This window comes from Pseudoclavibacter sp. VKM Ac-2867, assembly GCF_015351275.1.
In the GTDB taxonomy this organism is placed as follows: Bacteria; Actinomycetota; Actinomycetes; order Actinomycetales; family Microbacteriaceae; genus Pseudoclavibacter.
This window is the reverse complement of record NZ_JADKSL010000001.1, coordinates 367,779-383,562: the sequence shown is the minus strand read 5'-3', so window position 1 is coordinate 383,562 and position 15,784 is coordinate 367,779. Positions and strand designations below refer to the sequence as shown.

The following is a 15,784-nucleotide window of genomic DNA, read 5'->3' as shown; positions in this document are numbered from 1 at the left end:
GAAGCGCGGGCACATCCGTCTACGATGTCCAGACACTTCACAATGGCGGTGACGGTGGGATTTGAACCCACGGTAGAGTCGCCCCTACACAACATTTCGAGTGTTGCACCTTCGGCCGCTCGGACACGTCACCGTGAGGAATCTTATACCGAGACCAGGGGTGCGCCGCAAATCGAGCCGCCCAGGCGTGTTCTCGAGAGACCAGCCGAGGGCGGGCTCCTAGACGATCGGGATCTGGAACGTCTCGGTGAAGGGCGGCAGCGCCACCGTCGACACGTAGGAGACGTTGGCCCCTGACGGTCCGGTGACGCGGAAGTTCGCGACCAGTGTGGTGACACCGGAGTCGACGGTGGCGGTGAAGCTGCCGTCTCCGTTGTCCGTGAGGACACCGCCCGTGATGGCCGTGTTCACGATCGTGACGCCGGCATCCGGCGTGATGACCACGGTGGAGTTGTCGGGGAGCACGGAGTCGTTGCCGTCTCCATCATCGCCCGTGAGCGTGAACCGGGCGACGTTCCCGCTCACGACGCTCGTCGACCCACCCGTGTACCAGGTGTTCGCGAGGGGAGCGGGCGTCGAGGCCACGGCGATCGGCGCCGCTACCGTGATGGCTACGGCCGGGACGGACCAGGCTGCGCCGGCCAGAAGGGTGCGACGGGAAGTGCTGTCAGAAGACACGAGGATCCTGTTCGAGAGGGGGAAGCACGCAGGGAGATGGACGAGTCGGCAGATGGGGAATCGGCTCGGCCAGGTGGATAATCGCACGCGCGAGAGAATTCGCGTTGCCCCTTGTATTTTGACGACACAAAACGTAGGAGCCGCGACAGGTCTACCGACGCGTTCCGGTCTCGATCAGGTGCACAGCTCCCACGTCGATACGGAGATCAAGCGTGCAGGCGGCCCGGCCAGGCCCGCGGAGCTCCTCGCCGTCGGCGTAGACGAGCACGCCCTTCGGCACCAGCACGCGGATGCTCGTCAGGCGCTCGAAGGTGACGGCCGGGAGGCGCGTGTGCAGGCCGACCATGGCGAGTGGGAAGAGCGTGAGCAGCCCGATCCGCGGGAGCCCGCCGACGACGAACAGATCGAGGAGTCCGTCGTCGATGACCGCGTGCGGCGCGACCGCGATGCCCCCGCCGATCGACGAGCCGTTCAGCACCGTGAGCATCTCGGCGGCGACCGACTCGGCAGGGCCGCCGTCGATCCGAACAGCGAACTCGAGTGGCTCGAAGCGCCGCACGGATTCCAGCAGGGCGGCGACGTAGCGGGCCGTCCCAGGCAGCCGCCGCAGTTCATTGGCGCGCCGATTCACGACGGCGTCGAAGCCGATGTTGACCGAGTTGACGGCCACGTGCTCGGTGCCGTCGACCATCAGTCGCATCGCGTCGACGCTCCGAGTGCTTGCCGTGCCGGTGCGCAGCGCGGTGAGCATCCGCTCGATGCCGACTGCTGGCGCGCCTCGTTCGATTCCGGCGGCTCGAGCGAAGTCGTTGCCCGTGCCAGATGGCACGACCCCGAGGGGGACCTCGGTGCCCGCGACGAGGCCGGCCCCCATCGACACCATGCCGTCCCCGCCCTGCACGATGAGCGCATCGGGGCGACGCTCCCCGGCGAGCTCGGCCGCAGCCTGGCGTCGCAGCTCCTCGAACGAGTCGGCCGCCACGAGCACGACCTCGAGATCCGGCGAGGAGACGGCACCCGCTCCCCCGGCGAGGCGCCTGCCGAGGTGCGCGGATGCGCCCAGCCCAGCCGTCGGGTTCACCACGTACAGGACTCTCTGCGCTCGCACGTGCCCATTCTGCACGCACCAGGTTCCCGCGCATCCTCACCCCGCACTTCGCGGCCCGCGAATCGCGCCGCCACGGGCCCGCTGACGCGCCAGTGTCGGTGGTGCCACCTAGCCTTGGCACATGCCTCCCAAGACCAAGCAGCAACCAGCGTTCAAGTGCACCGAATGCGGCGCATCGTCGCTGAAGTGGTACGGGCAATGCCCCGAGTGCCAGGCCTGGGGCACCCTCGTCGACCGCTTCGAATCGCAGACCGCTGGCCGCATCCAGGCGGCCACGATCAGCGAGTCACGCGCCGCACGGCCGATCACCGAGGCGCCCATCGACAACGTCGCCCACCGCCCGACGGGCATCGGCGAATTCGACCGAGTGCTCGGCGGCGGCTTGGTTCCTGGCGCCGCCATCCTGCTGAGCGGCGAGCCCGGCGTGGGCAAGTCCACGATCCTCCTCGAGCTCGCGTCACGCGTCGCAGCCAAGGGCACGACCGTGCTGTACGCGTCGGCAGAGGAGTCCGTGAACCAGGTGCGGATGCGCGCCCAGCGCACCAACGCGCTCCATGACACCCTGTACCTCGCGAGCGAGACCGACCTGTCGACCGTCCTCGGCCAGATCGAGCGTCTCGACCCGGGCCTCATCATCGTCGACTCCGTGCAGACCGTCGCGAGCGACACCGTCGACTCGCTCGCCGGCCAGCCCAGCCAGGTGCGCGAGGTCGCATCCGCCCTCATCCGAGTCGCGAAGACCAGGGGCGTGCCCGTCATCATCGTCGGCCACGTCACGAAAGACGGCACGATCGCGGGGCCCCGACTGCTCGAGCACCTGGTCGACGTCGTCGCCCACATCGAAGGCGACCGCCACACGGCGCTTCGCTTCGTGCGCACCATCAAGAACCGCTTCGGCCCCACGGACGAGGTGGGCTGCTTCGAGATGACCGGCGAGGGAATGACGGAGGTGCCCGACCCGTCAGGGCTGTTCCTCAGCGAACGCCCCGAGCCGGTCAGCGGCACGTGCGTGACCGTCGCGCTCGAAGGGCGACGCGCCCTGCCCGTCGAGATCCAGGCGCTCGTGCAGAAGACCAACGCCCCGAACCCGCGCCGCGTCACCAACGGCGTCGACACGAGCCGGGTGGCCATGCTGCTCGCCGTGCTCGAACGACGCACGAAGCACAAGCTCTCGGAGTACGACGTCTACGTGTCGACCGTCGGCGGAGTCAAGCTGCAGGAGCCTGCGGCCGACCTCGCCATCGCCATTGCCATCGCCTCCTCGATCCGCAACCGGCCCGTGCGCGACGGCACCGTCGTCTTCGGCGAGGTGAGCCTCGCCGGAGAAATCCGCCGTGTGGCATCCGCCAACCTCCGAGCGGCCGAGGCCAAGCGCATGGGCCTCGCCCACGTCGTCGACCCGTCCATCGGCAGCATCGACCGCGCCCTCACTGCCGCGCTCGGCAACTGAGCACCGGGCGCTCCCTCGGAGCGCGAGAAGCCCACAGGCTCGAGGAGCCCAGAAACGCGAGTAGGCCCGGAGCGATGCTCCGGGCCTACCTGCTCGTCGGCCGATGGCCGACTCAGTGCTGCGTGCGCGTGCTACGCGTCGCTGCCCGCGCGTCGGCGGAGCAGGATCGCGGCGCCACCGGCGACGAGGAGCGCAAGCGCGCCCGCGATAGCCGCGAACATGGCGTTCTCGTCAGCTCCGGTCGTGGCGAGGGCGCCGTCAGCGGCATCCGCCGTCGGAACCGGCGCGGCCGTGGCAGTGGCCGTCGGCTCAGCCGTCGCGGTCGGAGTGACAGAGACCGTCGGTCCAGGCGTCGAGGTCGGCGCCGGCGACTCAACCAGGGGAGGCACGATCACGGGAAGGGAAGCAACCGAGCCGGATTCGCTGGCGAGGAACGCGAGACGCGTCTCTGCAGCGTTCGCCAGGCCGTTCTCAGGAACAGTGAACGTGAACTCGACCTGGTTCGGCGTTGCCAGGTCGACCGTCTGCGCCCCGAGCTCCATCTGGCCGATCCAGCCGACGATCGACAGGTTCTGCGTGAACCCGAGCGAGGTGAGGTTGAACTTCGAGACGGTCAGCGTGTAGGTCTCGCCCGCCACGAACGTGTTGCTCTCTGGCAGTCCGACGATCTCGATTCCGTTGCGCTTCGTGTCCGGCGTGACACCCGCAGCCGAGGCTGCAGTCTCGCTGCGAATCCAGCTCACGAACGCGTCCAGGTCGATGAGGCCCGTGTCCTGCACGCCGACGTTGTTCTTCAGCGAGTGGAAGTTGTCGCCACCAGCCGCGAGGAAGGTCGGCATGACGAGGTTGTACGTCTCGTCGGGCTTCACGGGCTCATCGTCGATGGAAAGGCCCACGATGCGGTCCATGCGGGGGCGCGAACTGTCGAAGATGTAGGTGAAGTTGTCGCTCAGACCGAGCTGCAGGTAGGGGCGTGAGGGCACCTCGCCGGTGGCTGTCAGCTGCCACTGCTCCTCGAGCACGTTCTTCACGTCGACGCCCTTGAGGGAGACGACCGAGAGGTTGTTCGCGAACGGAATGACCGTCGCCGCCTCCTTGTAGGTGATCTGGCCGTCGTTGTCGAGCAGGTCGGCGCGCAGACCACCCGGGTTCATGATGGCCGCGTCGACGTCGCGTCCGGTCGCTGCAACCGTCTCGAGCATCGATTGCGACATGCTGCCGCCGAGCGAGGACTCGTCCGCGCGGTTGTCCTCTGTCGTGACCACACCGCCCGAGGTCGTTCCGTCCTCGGCGACCGCGAGGGTGCCCGGCTCGTACTCCTTGCCTCGGGACAGATCGCCGGTCTGGGTGCCGATGACCTGGGCACCGAGCACGTCGGCTTCGGCGACAGCGGCGTCCCGGATGCTGCGGACCTCCGCGATCCGCGGGTCGCTCTCCAGCGCTGCTGGCACAGCTTCAAGGGTCGGGACGACCGAGCTCTCCGACTTGGTCACGTTGCCGGATGCGTCGACGGTGAGTGCGACCTGGGCAATGTTCTCCGCGTACTGCCCGGCCTGGATCACGGGGCGCGTGGACGCCCCGTTGGGGGCGTCGTAGGCGTACTCGCGGTGCGAGTGAGCGTTGAAGATCGCGTCGACCTCCGGGGCGGTGTCCCGCACGATGTGACTGAAGACCTCAGCCTCCTCATTCGTCTCGAGCGGCACATCGCTGGCTGGTGCGCCCTCGTGGTACGAGGCGATGATGACATCGGCGGCTTTGCTCGCGGTGAGCTCTGCTGCGACCTCGTTCACTGCCTCGACGGGGTCGCCGAAGGTGACGCCCGTGATGCCGTCCAGCGACACGAGCGTCGACGTCTCCTCGGTGACTGCGCCGATGACGGCGACCTTCAGGCCGTCGACCTCGAAGATCGCGTGCGTGTCGAAGGGGTGCGAGCCGTCTTCGAGCGTGACGTTCGCGGCGAGGTCCGGCCCGTCGGTGGCGGGGGCGATGCGGCCGGTTGCATCGTCGATGCCCTGGTCGAACTCATGGTTGCCCTGCGTCCACGCGTCCACGCCGATCGCGTTCAGGACATCGATGGTCGGCTGGTCCTGCTGGATCGAGGACTCGAAGATGCTCGCCCCTACGGCGTCGCCGTTCGAGATGACGAGGCTGTTCTCTTCCCCGAAGCCCTGCTGCGCCTGCAGCACGGTCGCCGCGAACAGGTCGGCGTCGAGGAACCGACCGTGGAAGTCGTTGAAGCCGATGAGGTTGATCTGCGTCGCGCCGGCGGTTGGCGTGATGAAGCTCGGCGAGAGGACGGCGGCTTGAGCTGGTGCCGCGAAGGCAGACACAAGAGCTGCCGTGCCGAGAACGGCAGCGGCAGCGGTGGCGCGCTTGCGAGTGGGCGTCGTCATGAGTCTCCTGGCGATCGACGAAAGGACTGAATCGTGCGGAACGTGAGGATGCTCTCAGCTCACACTGTCTTCAAGGTTAACGTTCAGGAGATTTTCGCGAAAGCCCCCGGGCACCCCGCGCGAGTCAGTCGAGAACGAACGTCGCCGGCTGCGACGCGATGCCGTTGACGCTCACGACGAGCTGGTAGTAGGCACCCCCGGCCACCGCATCCGCCCTGTCGGTCCCGCACGTGTCGAGCGAGGAACGCTCGCGCACCCAGGTGATGGGAGGGGCTGTCACCGACTGTCCAGCACCGATCGTGACGATCTCGTCAGCTGGGTCGGTCTGACAGTGCGACGACACCCAGATCACGTCGGCGCCGCTCGAGATCGTGTAGACCTGCACGGCCGTGCCGACGTTCATGACACACGCCTCGCCGCCCGTGTTGGTGATCGAGAGCGACAGCTGAGGCTGCGCGTCAGGCGCGTAGTTCGGCGCGTCGAGCATCGCCGAGACGACAAGTTCAGGGGCTGCGCACTCGGCAGGCCCCGTCGGGGTGGGTGTGGGCGTTGGCGTCGCCTCGGCCGCCCCACCATCGCCGCTTGACGCGGTCGAGGTGGACGACGCCGTCGGCGCAGTGGATGTCGGGGCATCGCCAGGGTCGCCAGAACCGGTCCCGAAGAGGCTCGCGATCCCCCAGACGAGCGCCCCGACGACAAGCACGCAGACGATGAGGAGCGCCAGCCGCCGACGGCGGTAGACGGCCTTGCTTGGTCTGCGGGTCGAACTCACTCGCCAAGGGTACGGACCCGTCCTTGGGACTCCCGTGAGGCGCACCGTGCGGCTCCGGCGACGCGCCCGAGGAGCCCGTCGCGGCGGCAGGGATGCCCCTTTACAGCACCTTCAGCATGCGCGTGTTGCCGAGCGTGTTGGGCTTGACGTGGGCGAGGTCGAGGAACTCCGCAACGCCCTCGTCAGGCGAGCGGCGCATCATCTCGTAGGTCTCCGCATCCACGATCTGCTCGCCGACCGAGACGAAGCCGTGCCTCTCGAAGAAGCCCGTCTCGAAGGTGAGGCAGAAGAGGCGCTCCAGGCCCAGTTGACGCGCATCCGCCATCAGCCGATCGAGGATCACGTGCCCGACACCCGTGCCGCGAACCGAGTCCGCCGTCGCGATGGTGCGCACCTCGCCGAGATCGCGCCAGAGCACATGCAAGGCGCCGCAGCCGACCAGCTGCCCACGCTCATCGACCGCCACCCGGAACTCCTGCACCGCCTCGTAGAGCGTGACGAGCTCCTTTCGCAGGAGCACGTTTCGGTCGACGAGCGGCTGAATGAGCTCGCTGATGCCCACGATGTCGTGCGTGGTGGCCCGCCTGATGGTGATCTCCTGCATCCGACCAGCGTACGCGCGGCCGCACGGGCAGGACGCTCAGGGCGACAGCACGGGTAACATCACGGACATGCGCCTTGGAGTTCTCGACGTCGGATCCAACACCGTCCACCTCATCGTGGTCGACGCCCACCCCGGTGCGAAACCAGTCCCCGAGACGTCCCAGAAGAGCGTGCTGCGCCTCATGCGCTACCTGCAGGCCGATCGCTCCATCTCCGACGAAGGCGTCGCGAAGATCATGGAAGCCATGCACCGCGCCGCCGACGCCGTGAAGAAGAGCAAGCTCGACCACTTCATGCCCCTCGCCACCAGCGCCATCCGAGAAGCCAAGAACGGGCCGGAGCTGCTGAAGCGCATCCACCGCGAGACCGGCATCGACCTGCAGGTCATGAGCGGCGAAGAGGAGGCGCGCACGACATTCCTCGCGGTGCGCCGCTGGTTCGGCTGGGCCGCCGGGCGCATCATGCTCGTCGACATCGGCGGCGGATCCCTCGAGCTGGCCGTCGGCGACGACGAGCTCTCCGAGCACGCCATCTCCGTGCCGCTCGGAGCGGGCCGCAGCACCGTCAACTTCCTGCACAACGACCCGCCGACCGACGATCAGGTCGAGGAGCTGCGCAAGTACGCACGCAAGCTCATCAAGGAGGCAGCGGAGACCTTCGAGGGTGGAGCCCGACCCGACCAGTTCGTGGGCTCGTCCAAGACCATCCGCTCCCTCGCGCGCCTCGCCGGCTCGTCCATCGACGGCATCGGCGCGGGCCAGCGCACCACCCTGCAGAAGTGGCAGCTCGACGACTGGGTGCCCCGCCTCGCGAAGCTGCACTCCGAGGCACGCCCCGCGCTCCCTGGCATCACCACCGACCGTGCCCTGCAGATCGTCGCCGGCGGCGTCGTCCTCTCCGAGGTCATGCACGTCTTCGACATCAAGCAGCTCGACGTGTCCCCGTGGGCTATGCGCGAGGGTGTCCTCCTCGACTACCTGGACCGCCTCCCTCACTGAGCACCCGGCGTCACCGCCGCTGCCGCGGAACGTGCTTCGGGATCTGCCACCCCATGAGGGCCGCGCCCACGAAGCCGAGGACCCCGAGCATCCCGGACGTGAACGAGATCGACACGACAGCGGTGGCCACCGCCACGATGACGGGCACGGATGCTGCTGACGAGTCGGTGATGAGTCTCCAGGCCCCGAGGAACGGGGCCGGATCCTGACGCGGCGCGAGGTCGGCGCCGAGCGTCATGAGGATGCCCGAGCCGATGCCGTTCGCGAAGCCAAGCCAGATGGCGAGCACCGTGAACCACTGCTGAGAGGCGTCGCCGACAAGATCGTGCGTGAAGGCGAGCGTCAGGAAGCCCGCGCCGAGGCCGAGCAGCGCGGGCACGGCGCCCCACACTCGCCCGAAGCGATCCATGACCCAACCGGACACGAAGAAGAGGGCGAAGTCCACACCAGCGCTCACGCCGATGACGAGCACCGCTGTGGCGGTGTCCATGCCGATCGACAGCGCCCACAGCGGCAGCATCACGTTGCGCGCCGCCCGCAGCGCGGCCATGATGCCCGCGCCCGTCCCGAGGCGTACCAGCACGCCCGCGTTGGCGCGGATCGTCGCGAACACGCCGAGGCGTGCGGGCACGCCTTCCACCGCACCCGCCGCGCCAGCCAAGACCGGCGTCTTCGCGGAATGCGACGGGCGTGCGACCGTCTCGGGGTCAGGTGCGAACAGCAGGATGAGCGCGGCCACCGCACCGCACACGACGAAGACCCAGAACCCGTACTGGGGAGCATCGAACAGGACGAGGATCCCGGCGATGATGAACGGCCCGACGAAGAAGCCGGCGCGGAACACGCCGCCGAGCGTGGACAGCACTCTCGCCCGGTAGCGCAGTGGCACGTAGGTCGTGAGGAACGCGTGCCTCGCGAGGTTGAAGTTCGCGGCGGAGATGCCGATGATGACGACACCGACGAGCAGCATCCAGGGCGCAACGGCGAACGCGCAGAGCAGGATGCCGATGAGGCTCACCCCGAGGGCGGCGAGCATGGCACGCTTCTCCCCCAGGCGCTGCACGACGGCACCTGCGGGAAGATCGCCGATCATCTGACCGATCATGAGCGACCCGGCGATGAACCCGGCCAGCTCGATGCCGGCTCCCAGCGAGACAGCCACGGTCGGGATGATCGGGATGATCGCGCCCTCCCCGATCGCGAAGACGAACGACGGCAGCAGCGCCAGCAGTGTCACCTGCGCGAGCGTGGCTTCCTTCTTCGGCTTGCCGTTTGACGAGGGGGACGCGGATGCAGGCACGCGTTCCAGCGTAAGCCCGTCCGGTCGTGCGCCGGACAGGGGCCGCCGGCACTGCACACTTGCTTCGTGCTCTTGCAGTGTCATTGACGACACTGTGTGACGCACACTATGGTGTGAGTCATGGGCACAGAAGAAACGCACGACATCCACCTGCAGGAGCTCCGCAGGGGCACCGTCGTGCTCGCATGCCTTCGCCTCCTCTCCGAGCCTGGCTACGGCTACGGCCTCCTCGAAGCACTGCAATCCCGCGGCTTCGACACCGATGCCAACACCCTCTACCCGCTCCTTCGCCGCCTGGAGAAGCAGGGCCACCTCACGAGCGAGTGGAACACCGACGAGGCGCGACCTCGCAAGTTCTATCGCGCCAGCCCATCCGGTGCCGCACTCGCCGCCGCGATGACCACCGACTTCCGCTCCCTCGCCCAGGCGATCGAGCACCTCCCAGAAGGGGCCTGACATGACGACCATCACCGACACCCTGACCGAGCGCTACGTGAGCGCCGCCATGCGCACGGTGCCCGACGACCAGCGCGCCGACCTCGAGGCCGAGCTGCGCGCCTCCATTCGCGACCTCGTCGATGCGCGAGTCGAATCCGGTGAGGCGGGAGACGCCGCCGAGGTGGCCGTGCTCACCGACCTCGGCGACCCTGAGCTGCTCGCAGCCAGCTACACCGACCGCCGGCTGTTCCTCGTGGGGCCTCGCTACTACCTCATGTGGTGGCGGCTCCTGAAGACCCTGCTGTGGATCGTCCCGGTGTGCGCGGCTTTCGGTGTGGCGATCGCACAGACGCTCATCGGCAGCACCATCGGCGAGATCATCGGCGAGGTTGCGGCGGTCACCTTCAGCGTCATCATCCACGTCTCGTTCTGGACGACCCTGGTGTTCGTGGTGCTCGAGCGCTCCGGTGGCCAGTCCAAGCCGGAGCAGTGGAGCGTCGCCGACCTGCCGGAGATCCGCCAGACCGGTGCCGGCAGATCAGAACTCATCGCCTCGCTCGTGTTCCTCGCACTCGGGACCGGCGCCGTCATCTGGGACCGCTTCATCGGGTTCGTGCCGACGCAGCCGGGCCTGTCGTTCTTCGGCCACGACCTCTGGCCATGGTGGGCCCTCGCGCTGCTGGTGCTCTTCGTGCTCGAAGCCGCCTACAGCGTGGCGCTCTACCGGACGGGCCGCGTCACGCTGCCCCTGGCATGGGCCAACGCAGTGCTCGCGGTCCTGTTCATGTCGTTGCTCCTGACCACCCTGGGTCGCGGTCTGCTGCTGAACCCTGACTTCTTCGCCACGATCATCCCGAGCAACGACAGCGCGGCGACGGTCACCACCATCGTCACCGTGATGATCGCCTTCGGAGTCCTCGCCACCAGCGTGTGGGACATCTGGGACGGTTTCCGCAAGGCCACCCGCTAGAGCGCCCCCACCGCCTCCTGCCTCCGCCCTTCCCCCTCCGGCCTCCCCCTCCCGGCCTCCCGCCTCCCCCTCCCGGCCTCCGGCCTCCCGCCTCCCGCCTGCCACCCTCCCGTCTCGAAGAGTGAGCCAGATGCACCCGTTCGCCTCGGCGAGCGTGTATCTGGCTCACTCTTCTGCCCGCGGCTCCTGCCCAGCCAGCTCCACCAGCCGTCGGCGCCTGAGCTCGTGCGCGTAGGCGACGAAGGCATCAGGGGTCGGTTCGAGATCGTCGACGGTGAGACGTTCGTCGCGCCAGCCGAGCATGCGAAGCAGACGTGGGCGCTTGACGTCCTTGCGGAACTGCCGCTTGTCGACGCGGTGTCCGTCGCCGTCGAAGTCGTAGAGGATGCGCGCCTCGAGGTCCGCTCCATCCGCTCTCGCCAACTCGACGCCGTTGTGGACGATGGAGAGCTGCAGAGTCAGCTCCGGATAGCCGGACTCGTGCAGGTGGAAGCGCATCGACGTTTCGTAGGGGGACTCGACTCCGGCTCGAATCATGGGGGTCACCCGACGGAGCCGCGCGCTCCCCGTTCCCGGAGACCAGCGGTTCGCGGACTCGACGAGCTGCTCAACACTCGAGAGCGCAGTGAACCATGTGCGGTTCGGATAGTTGTCGGCTTCCGTGACGAGTGCGTCGCCGACCGCCAGCAGGTCAACCTCGGAAAGGTCCCGCGCGAGTAGGCAGTAGAGGAGCTCGGGCGGCGTGCACGGTACGCCATTGACCATCTGCAGATCGAAATGGCGTTCTGGCACTCCACGCGCCTGCACCCCAGCCGCCTTCGGACGGCAGCTCCCTTGCGGCACGATGACGTCGACGGTCGTGTCACGCAGCAGGCGAAGGGGCAACGGCAGCCCGCGCAGCAGTGCCGTGGCGCGCGGTCCGAACGCCTGTTCTGGCCGGAGCCGAGGGACATAGGCAAGGATGCGTCGCCGCTGCCGAAATCGGAGGCCTTGGAACTCGTCGAGCAGACCGCCAGGCGCCTGATTTCCACCGGGAGGCGACTTGGGCGGAACCTGACGAACACCGTAGAAGGGGCGCTCGAGCCCCGTGTTGCTCAACGATCCCCGCCCGACGCCCGCCTTGCGAGCGTCCGCAACACTGAGCGCCTTCGCCCCGAGCGCGGCGCGCAGAGGCTGCCGGGGACGCCAGGGCGTGCTTCCCTCTGGCCTCTGTCGGGCGTCCTTGGGTTCTCCCATTGCACGAGCGTAGAAGCAGCAGCCACTCCCGCGGCCACCGATCTTCTCGCCTGTGGAGAACCCGCCAGCCTCTTCTCATCCAGCGCCTCCAGCACGCCGACGTCGTCGTCGTCGCGAACGCACCACAAGAATCAGCCAGAAACACCTGCCCGCGCTCGGGAGCATGCTTCTGGCTCACTTTTGCGAGGAGGCAGGGACAGGGGACAGGGACGGGGGGTGCGCGACGAAGCCCCCGCATCACTTGGATGCGGGGGCTTCGTCGTACGTGCGTGCGGAGGTTACGCGGTCGGCGCGTCACCCTCACCGGCGTCGGCGATGATGCCCTCAGCCTGCGAGGTCACTCCGCCTGCCGCGACCGTCTCGGGGACGAGGCGCTTCGAGACGTTGAACACGAACTCGTCTACCGGGTAGTCGACCTCGACGTGGTCGCCGGCCTTGAGCTCGCCGCGGAGGATCTTCTCGGAGAGAAGGTCTTCCACCTCGTGCTGCACGGCACGGCGCAGCGGACGAGCGCCGAGCGTCGGGTCGAAGCCGACCTTGATGAGCTTGCGCTTGGCGAGCTCGGTGATCTCCACGGTCATGTCGCGGTCGAGCATGCGCTCGCTGAGGCGACCGATGAAGAGATCCACGATCTGCAGCAGCTCGTTGGTGGAGAGCTGCGGGAACACGATCGTGTCGTCGACGCGGTTCAGGAATTCGGGCTTGAAGTGCTTCTTGAGCTCTTCGTTGACCTTCGACTTCATGTTGTCGTACGACACCGAGGCGTCGCCTTCGAGCTGGAAGCCGACAGGGCCGCCGGAGATGCCCTTCGTGCCGAGGTTGGTCGTCATGATGATGACCGTGTTCTTGAAGTCCACGACGCGACCCTGGCCGTCGGTGAGACGTCCTTCTTCAAGCACCTGGAGGAGCGAGTTGAAGATGTCGGGGTGAGCCTTCTCGATCTCGTCGAACAGGACGACGGAGAACGGCTTGCGGCGCACCTTCTCGGTGAGCTGGCCGCCCTCTTCGAAGCCGACGAATCCTGGAGGGGCACCGAAGAGCCGCGAAACCGTGTGCTTCTCACCGAACTCGGACATGTCGAGCGAGATGAGCGCCGACTCGTCGTCGAAGAGGAACTCCGCGAGCGCCTTGGCGAGCTCCGTCTTGCCGACGCCCGTAGGGCCAGCGAAGATGAACGAGCCGGATGGGCGGTTCGGGTCCTTGAGTCCGGCGCGGGTGCGGCGGATGGTCTTGGACAGGGCCGCGATCGCCTCGTTCTGGCCGATGACCCGCTGGTGCAGGGCATCCTCCATGAACACGAGACGCGCAGTCTCTTCCTCGGTGAGCTTGAAGACTGGGATGCCGGTGGCCTGCGAGAGGACTTCGGCGATCAGGCCCTCGTCGACGGTGCCGGTCGACTTGACGTCGCCCGACTTCCACTGCTTCTCGAGGCGAAGGCGCTCGCCGAGCAGGTTCTTCTCGTCGTCGCGCAGTGACGCGGCGCCTTCGAAGTCCTGCAGCTCGATGGCCTGCTCCTTGTCGGCGCGGACGATGGCGATCTTCTCGTCGAGTTCGCGCAGCTCGGGGGGCGAGGACAGCACCGAGAGGCGGAGGCGGGCGCCTGCCTCGTCGAGGAGGTCGATCGCCTTGTCCGGCAGGAACCGGTCGGAGACGTAGCGGTCGGCGAGGGTGGCCGCGGCGACGATGGCGTCGTCGGTGATGGACACCTTGTGGAACGCCTCGTACTTGTCGCGGAGCCCCTTGAGGATGTTGATCGTGTGTGCGATCGACGGCTCTTCCACCTGGATGGGCTGGAAGCGTCGCTCGAGCGCTGCATCCTTCTCGAAGTGCTTCTTGTACTCGTCGATCGTGGTGGCGCCGATCGTCTGGAGCTCACCTCGTGCGAGGAGCGGCTTCAGGATGCTCGCGGCGTCGATCGCGCCCTCGGCGGCACCCGCACCCACGAGGGTGTGGATCTCGTCGATGAAGACGATGATGTCGCCGCGTGTGCGGATCTCCTTGGTGACCTTCTTGAGGCGCTCTTCGAAGTCACCGCGGTAGCGGGATCCGGCGATGAGCGAGCCGAGGTCGAGCGAGTAGAGCTGCTTGTCCTTGAGCGTCTCGGGAACCTGCCCCGTGACGATCGCCTGGGCGAGGCCCTCGACGACGGCGGTCTTGCCGACGCCCGGCTCGCCGATGAGGACGGGGTTGTTCTTCGAGCGGCGCGACAGGATCTGCATGACGCGCTCGATCTGCTTCTCGCGCCCGATGACGGGGTCGAGCTTGCCTTCGCGAGCTGCCTGCGTGAGGTTGCGGCCGAACTGGTCGAGCACGGCGGAGCCCTGGGCTGCCTGCTGCGGCTGGTCCGCTCCCGCGACGACCTGCTCCTTGCCCTGGAATCCGCTCAGCAGCTGGATGACCTGCTGGCGCACCCGGTTGAGGTCGGCTCCGAGCTTCACGAGCACCTGAGCTGCGACACCCTCGCCCTCGCGGATGAGGCCGAGGAGGATGTGCTCCGTGCCGATGTAGTTGTGGCCGAGCTGCAGCGCTTCGCGGAGCGACAGCTCGAGCACCTTCTTGGCTCGCGGCGTGAACGGGATGTGCCCCGTCGGACGCTGCTGGCCCTGGCCGATGATCTCCTGGACCTGCTCACGTACGGCAGGCAGCGAGATGTCGAGGGATTCGAGCGCCTTGGCGGCGACCCCTTCACCCTCGTGAATGAGGCCGAGGAGGATGTGCTCGGTCCCGATGTAGTTGTGGTTGAGCATCTTCGCCTCTTCTTGGGCGAGGACGATCACGCGACGGGCGCGGTCGGTAAATCTCTCGAACATCCGTTTCTCCTTCGACTCCCTGACCTCGACACCTGGCTACAGGGTCGGGGGCCGTGTACAGAGAGAGTAACGGCGTCAACCTCCGTTTCCCTCCCCTGTTCGCCCTGGGCGTGCGGATGCGTCGCCCGAGCACGCGAATGCGCCGCCGCTGGTCTCTTCGACCGCGCGACGGCGCATCCATCCTTCAGTTTCGGAGGGCTAGAGGCACTTCTCGAAGGAGAGGTCGCTCAGCCCGATGAGCTGGTTGTGGTTCGAGTCCAGCTTCTTGAGGTCCTGGTAGTAGCGGAAGGTGACCTCGCTGATGGGCCCCGTGTAGAAGAGCTGCACGTTGCCATTGAGGGAGGTGCTGGGGATCTCGCCTTCGGTGGTCTTGCGCCACGGGCTTGCGAGGGTGCCGCTGCCTTCGAGTGCCGATGCCCGCGTGAAGGAGGTCGGTGGGGTCGTGGCGATGACGGCGTCGCGGTGGTTGCCCGGCGCCCAGTCGAGGTCGAAGAGCGTGAACGAGAGCTTCGTGACCGGCTCGCTGAAGACAATCTTGACGTCGACGCCGCTGCCGGAGCGGGCGGTCGCGTTCTCGATCTTGATCCACTTGAGCGACTGCGGGTTGCCACCCTGCGGTCCGTCCTGGACGGTCCCGTTGGTCGATGAGCCCGTGAACCCTCCGTAGCCGACGTAGCTCAGTGTCGCGGTGACTCCGGTGCCGGGGAAGGGGATGCTCGTGGGCTTGGTGCCCGTCTTGAGCGCGTTGTAGTTGGTCTTGATGACGCATCGGGAGGCCGCCTGGGCTGGCGCGGCGGTTGCGAGGGCGATGACGGGCGTGGTCCACGCGGCGGCGCGCAGCACTGAGCGGCGAGTGGTTCCGCCCTTCGCGTCGGTGATGACTGGGGTGGATGGGGAGCTGGGGATTTCAGACAAGGGGGAACCTCTTCGGAGCAGATCGGGGAAATTGCTTCCGCGCCGGTGGGCGCGTGGTTCGCCGGTGCATCCAGATCGGAGGTACCGAGCGGCTCCATAGCACCCCGGTTTCG

General features: G+C 67.5%; 13 protein-coding genes and 1 tRNA gene. 4 read left to right on the top strand and 10 right to left on the bottom strand.

Annotation, left to right across the window (positions count from 1 at the left end):
• Positions 1 to 43: 43 nt before the first annotated feature.
• From ITJ67_RS01655 to ITJ67_RS01645, 3 genes are all read right to left on the bottom strand, one after another.
• Positions 44 to 133, bottom strand: a tRNA-Ser gene (locus tag ITJ67_RS01655).
• A gap of 86 nt (positions 134 to 219) precedes the next feature.
• Positions 220 to 678 carry a hypothetical protein gene (locus ITJ67_RS01650; RefSeq protein WP_160074587.1) on the bottom strand — a complete coding sequence of 153 codons (459 nt, stop codon included), beginning with the start codon at positions 676 to 678 and terminating at the stop codon, positions 220 to 222.
• A 151-nt stretch (positions 679 to 829) separates the two neighbouring features.
• The gene (locus ITJ67_RS01645) at positions 830 to 1,786 is read right to left on the bottom strand and encodes a diacylglycerol/lipid kinase family protein (RefSeq protein WP_194676533.1); all 957 of its coding nucleotides are present in this window, start codon (positions 1,784 to 1,786) and stop codon (positions 830 to 832) included.
• A gap of 121 nt (positions 1,787 to 1,907) precedes the next feature.
• Here ITJ67_RS01645 and radA point away from each other — a divergent pair, with 121 nt between their 5' ends.
• The gene (gene radA / locus ITJ67_RS01640; RefSeq protein ID WP_194676532.1) at positions 1,908 to 3,236 is read left to right on the top strand and encodes a DNA repair protein RadA; all 1,329 of its coding nucleotides are present in this window, start codon (positions 1,908 to 1,910) and stop codon (positions 3,234 to 3,236) included.
• A gap of 131 nt (positions 3,237 to 3,367) precedes the next feature.
• Here radA and ITJ67_RS01635 read toward each other — a convergent pair whose 3' ends face one another.
• From ITJ67_RS01635 to ITJ67_RS01625, 3 genes are all read right to left on the bottom strand, one after another.
• A complete protein-coding gene (locus ITJ67_RS01635) occupies positions 3,368 to 5,629 on the bottom strand; it encodes a bifunctional metallophosphatase/5'-nucleotidase (protein ID WP_194676531.1) in 2,262 nt (753 codons plus the stop codon).
• Positions 5,630 to 5,753: 124 nt separating this feature from the next.
• Positions 5,754 to 6,401: a hypothetical protein gene (locus ITJ67_RS01630; protein ID WP_194676530.1), complete on the bottom strand. Its 648-nt coding sequence runs from the start codon at positions 6,399 to 6,401 to the stop codon at positions 5,754 to 5,756.
• Between the two features lie 100 nt (positions 6,402 to 6,501).
• Positions 6,502 to 7,005: an amino-acid N-acetyltransferase gene (locus ITJ67_RS01625; protein WP_104242911.1), complete on the bottom strand. Its 504-nt coding sequence runs from the start codon at positions 7,003 to 7,005 to the stop codon at positions 6,502 to 6,504.
• 67 nt (positions 7,006 to 7,072) lie between these two features.
• Here ITJ67_RS01625 and ITJ67_RS01620 point away from each other — a divergent pair, with 67 nt between their 5' ends.
• Positions 7,073 to 8,002: a Ppx/GppA phosphatase family protein gene (locus ITJ67_RS01620; RefSeq protein WP_104242939.1), complete on the top strand. Its 930-nt coding sequence runs from the start codon at positions 7,073 to 7,075 to the stop codon at positions 8,000 to 8,002.
• Positions 8,003 to 8,012: 10 nt separating this feature from the next.
• Here ITJ67_RS01620 and ITJ67_RS01615 read toward each other — a convergent pair whose 3' ends face one another.
• A complete protein-coding gene (locus ITJ67_RS01615) occupies positions 8,013 to 9,302 on the bottom strand; it encodes an MFS transporter (protein WP_323741354.1) in 1,290 nt (429 codons plus the stop codon).
• Positions 9,303 to 9,422: 120 nt separating this feature from the next.
• On the opposite strand from ITJ67_RS01615, the gene ITJ67_RS01610 reads away from it, so the two are divergent.
• Positions 9,423 to 9,758: a PadR family transcriptional regulator gene (locus ITJ67_RS01610; RefSeq protein ID WP_104299630.1), complete on the top strand. Its 336-nt coding sequence runs from the start codon at positions 9,423 to 9,425 to the stop codon at positions 9,756 to 9,758.
• Between the two features lies 1 nt (position 9,759).
• Complete coding sequence (locus ITJ67_RS01605) at positions 9,760 to 10,710, top strand: permease prefix domain 1-containing protein (RefSeq protein WP_194676528.1); 951 nt, start codon at positions 9,760 to 9,762, stop codon at positions 10,708 to 10,710.
• A 165-nt stretch (positions 10,711 to 10,875) separates the two neighbouring features.
• On the opposite strand, the gene ITJ67_RS01600 is transcribed toward ITJ67_RS01605, so the two are convergent.
• The 3 genes from ITJ67_RS01600 to ITJ67_RS01590 form a co-directional block, all read right to left on the bottom strand.
• On the bottom strand, positions 10,876 to 11,946 hold the full coding sequence (locus ITJ67_RS01600) for a hypothetical protein (RefSeq protein ID WP_194676527.1): 1,071 nt from the start codon (positions 11,944 to 11,946) through the stop codon (positions 10,876 to 10,878).
• Between the two features lie 278 nt (positions 11,947 to 12,224).
• A complete protein-coding gene (locus ITJ67_RS01595) occupies positions 12,225 to 14,756 on the bottom strand; it encodes an ATP-dependent Clp protease ATP-binding subunit (RefSeq protein ID WP_104305904.1) in 2,532 nt (843 codons plus the stop codon).
• Positions 14,757 to 14,954: 198 nt separating this feature from the next.
• Positions 14,955 to 15,671, bottom strand: coding sequence for a hypothetical protein (locus ITJ67_RS01590; RefSeq protein WP_160070999.1), 717 nt, complete (start codon positions 15,669 to 15,671; stop codon positions 14,955 to 14,957).
• Positions 15,672 to 15,784: the final 113 nt, after the last annotated feature.

Excerpts from the sequence above, each read along its gene's own strand:
- ITJ67_RS01635 (WP_194676531.1), bottom strand. The coding sequence starts at position 5,629 with ATGACGACGCCCACTCGCAAGCGCGCCACCGCTGCCGCTGCCGTTCTC.
- ITJ67_RS01600 (WP_194676527.1), bottom strand. The coding sequence starts at position 11,946 with ATGGGAGAACCCAAGGACGCCCGACAGAGGCCAGAGGGAAGCACGCCC.
- radA (WP_194676532.1), top strand. The coding sequence starts at position 1,908 with ATGCCTCCCAAGACCAAGCAGCAACCAGCGTTCAAGTGCACCGAATGC.
- ITJ67_RS01625 (WP_104242911.1), bottom strand. The coding sequence starts at position 7,005 with ATGCAGGAGATCACCATCAGGCGGGCCACCACGCACGACATCGTGGGC.
- ITJ67_RS01620 (WP_104242939.1), top strand. The coding sequence starts at position 7,073 with ATGCGCCTTGGAGTTCTCGACGTCGGATCCAACACCGTCCACCTCATC.
- ITJ67_RS01595 (WP_104305904.1), bottom strand. The coding sequence starts at position 14,756 with ATGTTCGAGAGATTTACCGACCGCGCCCGTCGCGTGATCGTCCTCGCC.
- ITJ67_RS01605 (WP_194676528.1), top strand. The coding sequence starts at position 9,760 with ATGACGACCATCACCGACACCCTGACCGAGCGCTACGTGAGCGCCGCC.
- ITJ67_RS01610 (WP_104299630.1), top strand. The coding sequence starts at position 9,423 with ATGGGCACAGAAGAAACGCACGACATCCACCTGCAGGAGCTCCGCAGG.